Here is a 9,177-nt window from a genome sequence, read left to right as displayed (position 1 = left end):
GCGGCACCGATGGTGGTACTGACGGCGGCACCGATGGTGGTACTGACGGCGGCACTGATGGTGGTAATAACGGCGTAACAATCACTGCGAGCGATATCATCGACTTCGAAGCGAACACGGTAACGTGGGAAGTGTTCGAAAACGATGACAACCCAGCGGTAGAACTTGTTGCTAACCCAGATACCTCTGGAGCAAATGTCTCGGCTACTGCAGCCAAGCTCATTGCACGCACCAATGGCGCACCATGGGCTGGTGCTATTACTCGCGACGTGGAACCGTTCACTCTTGATGCGACCACCAGCGTTGTTCGTATGATGGTGTACAAAGACAAAATCAGCACCGTACGCTTCAAATTGGAAACGGCGAGTGGTTATGCGCAAGAGCTTCTTGCCAACAACACGCTTGTTAACCAGTGGGAAGAGCTGACGTTTGACTTTTCGTCTGTTGCAGACCTGTATGACGGTCCTGTTACTGGCGTAGTCGTGTTCCCTGATTTTGTTGATGCAGATACTACACGTGATGCAGACGCAGTCATGCACTTCGACAACATCACCTTCAATGCTGCTGGCACTGACGGTGGTACAGATGGCGGCACTGATGGCGGCACTGATGGTGGTACCGACGGTGGCACTGACAGCGGTATCGACAGCATCGACTTCGAAACCAATGCAGTAACGTGGGAAGTGTTCGAGAACGATGACAATCCAGCGATTGAACTTGTTGCTAACCCAGACACCTCGGGTGTAAACAGTTCAAGCACCGCAGCTAAAATCATTGCGCGCGCCGCTGGTGCGCCATGGGCAGGTGCTATTACTCGCGACGTTGAGTCGTTCACCCTTGATGCGACCAACAGCGTTGTTCGTATGATGGTGTACAAAGACAAAGCTAGCACCGTACGTTTCAAGCTGGAGACGGCCACGGGTTACGCGCAAGAGCTTCTTGCTAACAACACGCTTGTTAACCAGTGGGAAGAGCTGACGTTTGACTTCTCGTCTGTCGCAGACCTTTATGACGGTCCTGTTACTGGCGTAGTCGTGTTCCCTGATTTCGTTGATGCAGATACCTCACGTAATGCAGACACAGTGATGCACTTCGACAACATCTCCTTCAATGCAGTTGGCTCGAATGGTGGCACTGACGGAGGTACCGATGGTGGCACTGACGGCGGCACCGATGGTGGTACTGACGGCGGCACCGATGGTGGTACTGACGGCGGCACCGATGGTGGCACTGACGGCGGCACCGATGGTGGCACTGACGGCGGCACCGATGGTGGCACTGACGGCGGCACCGATGGTGGCACCGATGGTGGTACTGACGGCGGCACCGATGGTGGTACTGACGGCGGCACCACAGGTAACACTCCAATCGTTATCTTTAACGATGCAGCGAACCCTCAGTGGGTAGCGTGGGATTGTTGTGGTGGAACCACGCCACCTGTAATCACTGATAGTGATGCTGAATACGGCGAAGTTACTTCCTTCCAAGTGGTCAGCGCGACAGTAAATGGCTTCAGTTCCCGTGAAGGTGTTACAACGAACCCACAGCCAATCGATGTGAATGCATGGATGGTAGAAGGTACAATCTCGTTTGATATCAAGCTAGTTGCGGCAGGTGATGCACCAGCAGATGACTGGAAATTCAAAGTTGAATCAAATGGCGGTCCTGATAATGGTGGTGAGTTCGTAGAGTTGAGCTTAGGTACGCTTCCTGAGTTGAATACTTGGAAGCACTATACGTTTAACCTGAGTGACCTATCCAACAACGGGCTAGACCTCACAGCGATCGATCTTGTCATGGTATTCCCAGCATGGGCTACCGGAGTAGGCTCCGAGTATCTCGTCGACAATGTGATTATTTCTCCTACTGGTGCTGATGGTGGTACTGATGGCGGTGGAACCGGAACCGGAAGCGGTGAAGCCGGTGATGCAAACACTTTCGTCACATTTAATGGTGAGCAAGATACAATTGGTCTTCAGTTCGTTGGTGATCAATGGGGTAGCGGTGTCGTACTTACTGCAAACAGCGGTGATGCACCTTACTCAGATACCATTACCAGTTCGCCAGCGAGCAACTGGACGGGTGAAGGTCAATCGGCGACCGTTCAATGGGCGACAGCAGTGATGGAGACCACTAACACAGCGGGTGCCAACATTGCGTCATATACTCACTTCTCTTATAAAGTGCAGCAAAGCGACTTTTATGAGACGAAGATTGAGTTCCAAAGCGGTAGTAGTGGAACGATGACGTATTTGGTGAGCAGCCAGAATCCGGCTGGTGACATTAATGGTGATCAGGTTGTGACAGAAGATTTGGGTAACGGTTGGTTGAAAGTCACTGTACCAACGCCTAGCCATTCTGATATGAAAGTGATTGGTATCATCCTTAAAGGTGATGTTGCAGACACTGGTGATATTAAGTTCGCGGAGTTTGAGTTCACCACGCAGTAACAATCGTTTTTCATTCTCTATTAAAAGGAGCCCACTTTGGGCTCCTTTTTTATTTCCCATCGAAAGAAATAGTTGGAGCGGAGGTATAAGGTAAATAACGTGGACACACACCCTGAAAATGGAAATCGGCGTTACCTAGCTTACATCGTAAACGGCTTTCTGGACTTCGTCTGCCAGACCGTTAATTTTTCTTCCTTTCGTAAATACGTCCACTTATCAGGTAACGGCCTGAGACTTCTGTATGACGAAAAACGCCATATTCAATCATCTGTCGACTGCAATACCAATAATCGTTAAATAATGCTCACTTCTGAGATTTCAACCACTGAATTAGCTAGTGGTTGGGCTCGTATTTTTAACTATTCTTAGGGTGTGTGTCTCTGTATTTTCAGTTGAATTAGAGGGACAGACACCCTAAGAAAATCATAGTGTTGTCAGTTTCAGCGTCTTGTGTTTCTTGGCTCATAAACGCGCTTTGAAGATGAATGGCAAGTGGTTGAGCGATATGCTCACAGCATTGTTCAATTGTTAGCCATTTAAATTTCCAATGACAAAAGCCCGCTCATCTCTTATCAGTATTGACGCCACGCCTTACTATCACTGCGTTTCGCGCTGTGTGCGACGCTCGTTTCTTTGTGGTTACGATGACAAATCCCAGCAAAGCTATGAGCACCGTAGAGAATGGATTGAAAAGCGTCTGTTAGCGCTGTCAAAGGCATTTTGTATCGATATTTGTGCTTACGCGATTATGAGCAATCACTACCACGTTGTGTTACATATCAATACGGAAAAGGTCAAAAGACTGTCACCGCACCAAATCGTTGAGCGGTGGCTGGCGTTTCATCAAGGCCCTGCACTTGTTCAGCGCTTCATGCAAGGAGATAAACTCTCCGATACAGAAACAGAGCGATGTAGCGAAATCATAGAAGTTTGGCGAGAGCGTCTTATCTCAATCAGTTGGTTTATGCGGTTACTCAACCAGCACATTGCCTCAGAGGCCAACCGCGAAGACAAATGTACAGGCCATTTCTGGGAAGGGCGATTCAAAAGCCAAGCGTTATTGGATGAAAAAGCCTTAGCCGCTGCCATGGCGTACGTGGATTTGAATCCAGTGAGAGCCGCCATGGCGGAAACACCAGAAACCTCAGAGCACACGTCCGTCAAGGCGCGTATTGAATCGCTAAAGAAAGCAGAAATTACCGCTGCCCACTTATTCCCGTTCGCAGGAAACCCGCGACAAGACATGCCTGATGGCATCCCCTTTCGGTTGATGGATTACCTCGCGCTTGTTGATTGGACAGGCAGACAAATCCGAGATGGTAAAAGGGGGAATATAGACAACACGCAGCCATCATTACTTGAACGGCTGGGCTTTGTCCGTGAAAACTGGTTGAGCACCTGCACATGTATAGAGCGAGGCAGCATGATTGGCACAGAATCGTCACTGAAAGCGGTGTTACCTGACTTGCATCGTAAACGGCTTTCTGGTCTTCGTCTGCTTGAGCGTTAATTCTTCTTCCTTTCGTAAACACGTCCACTTATCAGTTAACGGCCTTTAGGGTATATGTACCTGTATTTTCCTGTATTTCCGTTATTTGTTCTATACCTCGGTGACCACATTCCCATCAGGTTTTATCATTCCAATGGTGTAGGCTTGATCCAACATACTCTTATCTATGATCGCTCCACGAAGGTCGGCACCAGATAGGTAGGTATTTTTGTCCATCAGTACACCTGTTAGATTTGCGCCTTTCAAATTTGCACCAGATAGATTGGCCCCTTTCATGTTGCAGAAAAGAAACGAGCCCTTTTCCAAATTGGATGATGAAAGGTTAGCCTTGGCCAAGGTGACAAATGACATGTCTACTTTTGGCGCATAGACACTAACCAATAACGCTTTGTCTAATCGCGCTTTTGTAAAGTTCGCGCCAGCCAGTGATGATTCCGTAAGGTCTGCCTCACTCAGATTCGATTCACTCAGGTCAGCACCGTCCAATGACATACTCATCAAGCCTACTTCTGCCAAGTCCAGTCTGTTCATTGCGCATTTCTTTTCATTCAGCCGCTCCATCGCAATCTGTCTCGCCCGCGATGTTTTCACGCCGTGCGAGCTGTCAATCGTTTTCCAACATTCAAGAATCCCGGCTTTTTCTGCATCGTTATTTCCGCGAAGCATAGTCAGGATTAACAGCACCAAAGAGCAGGCACTGAGTAACCTCGTCCAGCTCGGAACCCCATAAATGGCGGCAATCTCCAATACAACCACCGACAGTGCCAACCACAAAACCAATAGTTTTGGAACTGGCAGAGAATAAAGCCACGCCAAAGCGCTCGTTTTTACAGGTTTCTTGGTTGTCTTGGTTGTGCTTTGATTTTGCGCTTTCGCTTTTGCCGCACCCTCTTGCATTATCTTAGCGGCGTTGCTGTAGACCTCTGACCAAGCAGCAGCATAGTCATCCGTCCATTCCTCGCCTAGCTCTTCCTCAAACGTCTGAAGTAGGGTTTGACCGACTATCGAATAATGTGACTCCAGCACACCGTAAGACAAGTGTCGCTGCCCCAGTGGCCCTAGCATATTCTGCAGCTTCTCCGGATCATGCAAAGCAGCAACCATTGCCGTCAAAGCAGCAAGTAGTTTGTCGGCCATTTTTGTCATCGAGGTGTTCGCAAAAAGTGGCATCAGGTGTGGCGAATGCTCTGAAATTTTCTGATAGAAAAGCTCTGCGAACCTCTTCCCGTCGGGCAGTTTCGCAAAGCTTTCTTCAACCAATTCAACCGTATCCATATTTAAAATTAACCTTTAAAAAACGACTAAATAATATGCAAGTATAAGCAAGAAAAACACCCTATTCATCCTGAGTACGGCAATACTGCATCGGCCGCCAATAGGTATACATTTCTATACTACTTGCATGCGTTTAATGCCTAACACCGCCTACAAAAGCAGCTGGATTGGGGGCAGGCATCCTAAAAATCATAGTGTTGTCAGTTTCATAGCCTTGTGGTTCTTGGCTCATAAACGCGCTATGAAGATGAAGGGTGAATGGTTGGACGTTATGCTTATTGTATTATTTTTGAGAGCTGGGCTCGTATGTGTGGCATATGACTGGTTGGAGGGTAAAGATCTGATTTAACTTCTGTTAGCCTTTTTGGCATTCGCACTCACAGCGAATGTGGATTGGCGCGTAAAGCATAAAAGCGTCTTATGAGTCGAACCTCTGATTTGAACTAACAAGGGAGTGAACCTGTGAAAACAAGCAAACTTTGTATCATCGTATTGGCCAGCATCGCGTCTTTTGGTGTGGTGGCAAAAAGCGGCGATGGGAACGTGTCTGATGAAGCGATTGCAGAACAGCGTAGTGAGCTGGCAGAAAATACAGCTGGTGAAGGATTCGGTCCTCAGTCTCCAAGAGACATCGATTCGCATGAGGGTCGCAACACGTTGTCGTTTAACCCAGCGCCGGAATACACACAGATGAATCTGTGTAATATCCACTTCCATAAAAATGCGGAGCACAAAGGGGGAGAATTCACGAAGTATGCAGGCAATGGTGACGGTCATGGTTACCAAAGCGGCTTCCAATATGCCGGTAAGCTGAGTGCCGCTGAGCTTGCGCCTGTGAAAGGTGAAATCTGTTCAAGCAAGCATGGCGACGTGAAGGCGGGTGATACGATCGAAGTGCATTATGTTCATACCACTGCACAAGTTGAACCAGGGGCAACCTTGGGTTCATGTTTTAATGACGCAAACAAAAATCCACAACTCCGCGTAGAAACGCAAGTTTACGTAGTGGTAAATGACAATACTGCATTGGATTTTGAAAAACTGAATGAGCATGAGAAGAAAGACGGCGTGCATCAGGCGATCAACATGCCAAACAACACAGGTAAACCTATTCAATACGCGGGCTCAACGACGGGCCCTGGATATAATGAAGAAGGCTCACCATTCCAAGTGACGTGGAGTGTTCGCCCTAAGGTTGCCAAAGTAAATATTGCGACCGTTGGTGCATGGTGTGAGGGCAACGATTTTGATGAAGATCATGCTCACGGCGTCAGAAACCTTGTGGTGAATAAAGATCTGCTTTCTGAAATCCAGCAATAGCAATAGCAATAGCAATGACGAAAGGGCGCATATTTGCGCCCTTTTTGCCTGCCTATCTGCGTACACACTGCTTTATCACTTTATCCCATTCGGGTCGTAGTACGAGTTTGAAATACTGAAGGTACTGGAAAGACACCCTAGTTCAACACATAACAAATCATGATGTGTTAAATAAAGATTCATGGATGTTTCCTGATGGGTTGATGTTTTACATTGTGTTCATAGCAAAAACATACAAGAGAGAGACAGTCTATGAATACACGTTTTGCACCTTCTACCCTTGCGCTCGCATTAATGGTTTCCTTCAGCGCATCAGCGGATTACGCCAGTTTAGAAACGTACAAAGGAAAACCGGCTACCGAACAAACAAAGCAAGCCAATGCAGAACTGGCAAAGCAACTGCCTTGGCAAGATACCTCAGCGTTTGAGCGCACTCAGCGTGGTTTGATTGCAGAATTCGGCAGCCACCAAGCCGGCGAGTTGAAGCAACGATTTGACTACATGGACACCATGAATGTGGATGAATTGCCTGACACAGTGAATCCGTCAATCTGGCGTCAAGGTATGCTCAATTACACCGCAGGTGGTCTGTATGAAGTGACCGATGGCGTGTATCAAATTCGCGGTGCCGACTTGTCCAACATGACTATTTACCGCACCGACAATGGTTATGTGATTCACGATCCATTGTTATCACGAGAAGCGGCGGCCGCTTCATGGGAATTTGCCAAGCTGCATCTGCCGAAAATTAAAGGTGAACACAAAATCACCGGCATGATCTATTCGCACATGCATGCGGATCACTTTGGGGGTTCACGCGGCATTCTCGAATCTGGTGACATGGTAAAAGACGCGCAGATTTACGCGCCGAAAGATTTCATTAAAGAACTTGCGGATGAAAACGTGATTGCAGGCACCGCCATGGGGCGTCGTGCAAACTACCAATACGGCACAACGTTAGACAACAACCCGCAAGGTATTGTCGATAACGCACTGGGCTTGGGGACATCGCGTGGAGAAGTGACCTTGGTTGCGCCGACGCAAGAGATCCAACCGCGTGAAAAAGAAATCACCATTGATGGGCTAACATTCCACGCGATTAACATGCCAGGGGCAGAAGCACCCGCAGAAATCGTGCTTTATGTACCGGAATATCGATCATTGAATACTGCTGAGCTGACTTATGACGGTATGCACAATATCTATACGTTCCGTGGCGCGAAAGTGCGTGATGCACTGGTGTGGACCAAATATCTCACTGAACTCAAGCTACGTTTTGTGGATAGCGGGCTGGTAGACAACATTCATGCTGCGCACTCTGCACCTGTGTGGAACGATACTGACACAAAAGTGAATGAAATCTCAGAATACATGGCACTGCAAAGAGACAACTATGGCTTCATTCACAATCAATCCATGCGTTTAGCTAACCACGGTGTCACTGTTCACGATGTGGGTCGTGAGATTGAAAAAATTGTGCCGCAAACACAAAAAGACACGTGGCATACCAACGGGTATCACGGCTCTTACAGCCATAACGCAAGAGCAGTGGTCAACCTGTATCTTGGTTACCATGACATGAACCCAGTGAATACCAACCCACTGCAGACAACAGAAAAATCGTGTGTTTATGTAGAAGCAGCAGGTGCGGATACGCTGTATAAAGCAGGCAAAGTCCACTTTACCAACGGTCAATACCAAGAAGCATCGCAACTGTTCAATGATTTGGTTCAATGCGACCCAAGCAACATTGATTATCGCTTTGCATTGGCAGACAGCTTTGAACAGCAAGGCTACCAGTCGGAAACCATGGCATGGCGTAACTCGTATTTGCAGGGCGCGGTAGAACTGCGTACTGGTGAGATTCAGCCGTCAGTGAAAATTGCATCGGCAGACGTGATTGCAAATACACCAACAGGTATGTTCCTTGATTTTGTAGCGGTGAAGCTCAACGCTGAAAAAGCCGAACTCGCTAATTTGGACTTCCGTTTCGCGGTCTCGCACCCTGAGCTAGAAGAACATTACTATGGTGAAGTCTCTAACGCGAACATGGCGAATATCCAAGTAGAGCAGCTACCGCAAACCGATGTTGCACTGTCAGTGAGCAAGAACGACTTCACGCAAGTTGTATTGGGTAAAACAACGCTAAACGCATTGGTGAAAGAAGGTAAGGCGACACTGAAAGGAGACGCTAGCCTAATACAATCATTGGCAGGGACTTTAGACGAGTTTGACGGTATGTTTGAAATTCTACCCATGCCAAACAAATAAAATCCTAACATAGCGTCACAAAAATCCCTCAGCCTCGGCTGGGGGATTTTTCGTTGGTGACGGGATCAGGCTTTTGGCTTGTCCTTACGTTGTTGCTGACGGCCAAAAATCTGCAATATCGACCACACACTATTCTGTAACAATGCAATAAATCTCATTAGTGATATTACCGATAATTCCCTGTTGGCTTATCTGTGATCGATGTTACAAAAAAGTAAATGGCAGCTTGTCGCTTCTCCGCATTTTTCTAATATCATGTGAAAAGAAAGCGCTTTCTTTTGGCAATGTTTAAACCTATGGCTGTTTACGGGTTGGCTACACTTTACAAATGAAAGACATGGTTAGGTTTTT

General features: G+C 47.5%; 4 protein-coding genes and 1 pseudogene. 4 read left to right on the top strand and 1 reads right to left on the bottom strand.

Translation table 11 applies throughout. The annotated features are described in order from the left end of the window. Both ACED36_RS01815 and ACED36_RS01810 read left to right on the top strand, forming a co-directional pair. Positions 1-2,450: pseudogene (locus ACED36_RS01815) on the top strand (hypothetical protein); the annotation flags it as partial. Positions 2,451-2,997: 547 nt separating this feature from the next. Continuing rightward, entirely contained in the window at positions 2,998-3,960 is a 963-nt protein-coding gene (locus tag ACED36_RS01810; RefSeq protein WP_371732653.1) for a transposase, read from the top strand. Positions 3,961-4,050: 90 nt separating this feature from the next. On the opposite strand, the gene ACED36_RS01805 is transcribed toward ACED36_RS01810, so the two are convergent. Continuing rightward, positions 4,051-5,235 (bottom strand): pentapeptide repeat-containing protein, encoded by a 1,185-nt coding sequence (locus ACED36_RS01805; protein WP_371732652.1) that lies wholly within the window; start codon positions 5,233-5,235, stop codon positions 4,051-4,053. A gap of 483 nt (positions 5,236-5,718) precedes the next feature. Here ACED36_RS01805 and ACED36_RS01800 point away from each other — a divergent pair, with 483 nt between their 5' ends. Next, complete coding sequence (locus ACED36_RS01800; protein WP_371732661.1) at positions 5,719-6,555, top strand: delta-class carbonic anhydrase; 837 nt, start codon at positions 5,719-5,721, stop codon at positions 6,553-6,555. A 252-nt stretch (positions 6,556-6,807) separates the two neighbouring features. Continuing rightward, positions 6,808-8,826: an alkyl/aryl-sulfatase gene (locus ACED36_RS01795; protein ID WP_016961541.1), complete on the top strand. Its 2,019-nt coding sequence runs from the start codon at positions 6,808-6,810 to the stop codon at positions 8,824-8,826. The last annotated feature ends 351 nt before the right edge of the window (positions 8,827-9,177 follow it).

It is taken from the genome of Enterovibrio sp. FF113 (assembly GCF_041439165.1).
Taxonomy (GTDB): Bacteria; Pseudomonadota; Gammaproteobacteria; order Enterobacterales; family Vibrionaceae; genus Enterovibrio; species Enterovibrio norvegicus_A.
The sequence above is the reverse complement of the archived record's forward strand: the minus strand, read 5'-3'. Positions and strand labels throughout refer to the sequence as shown.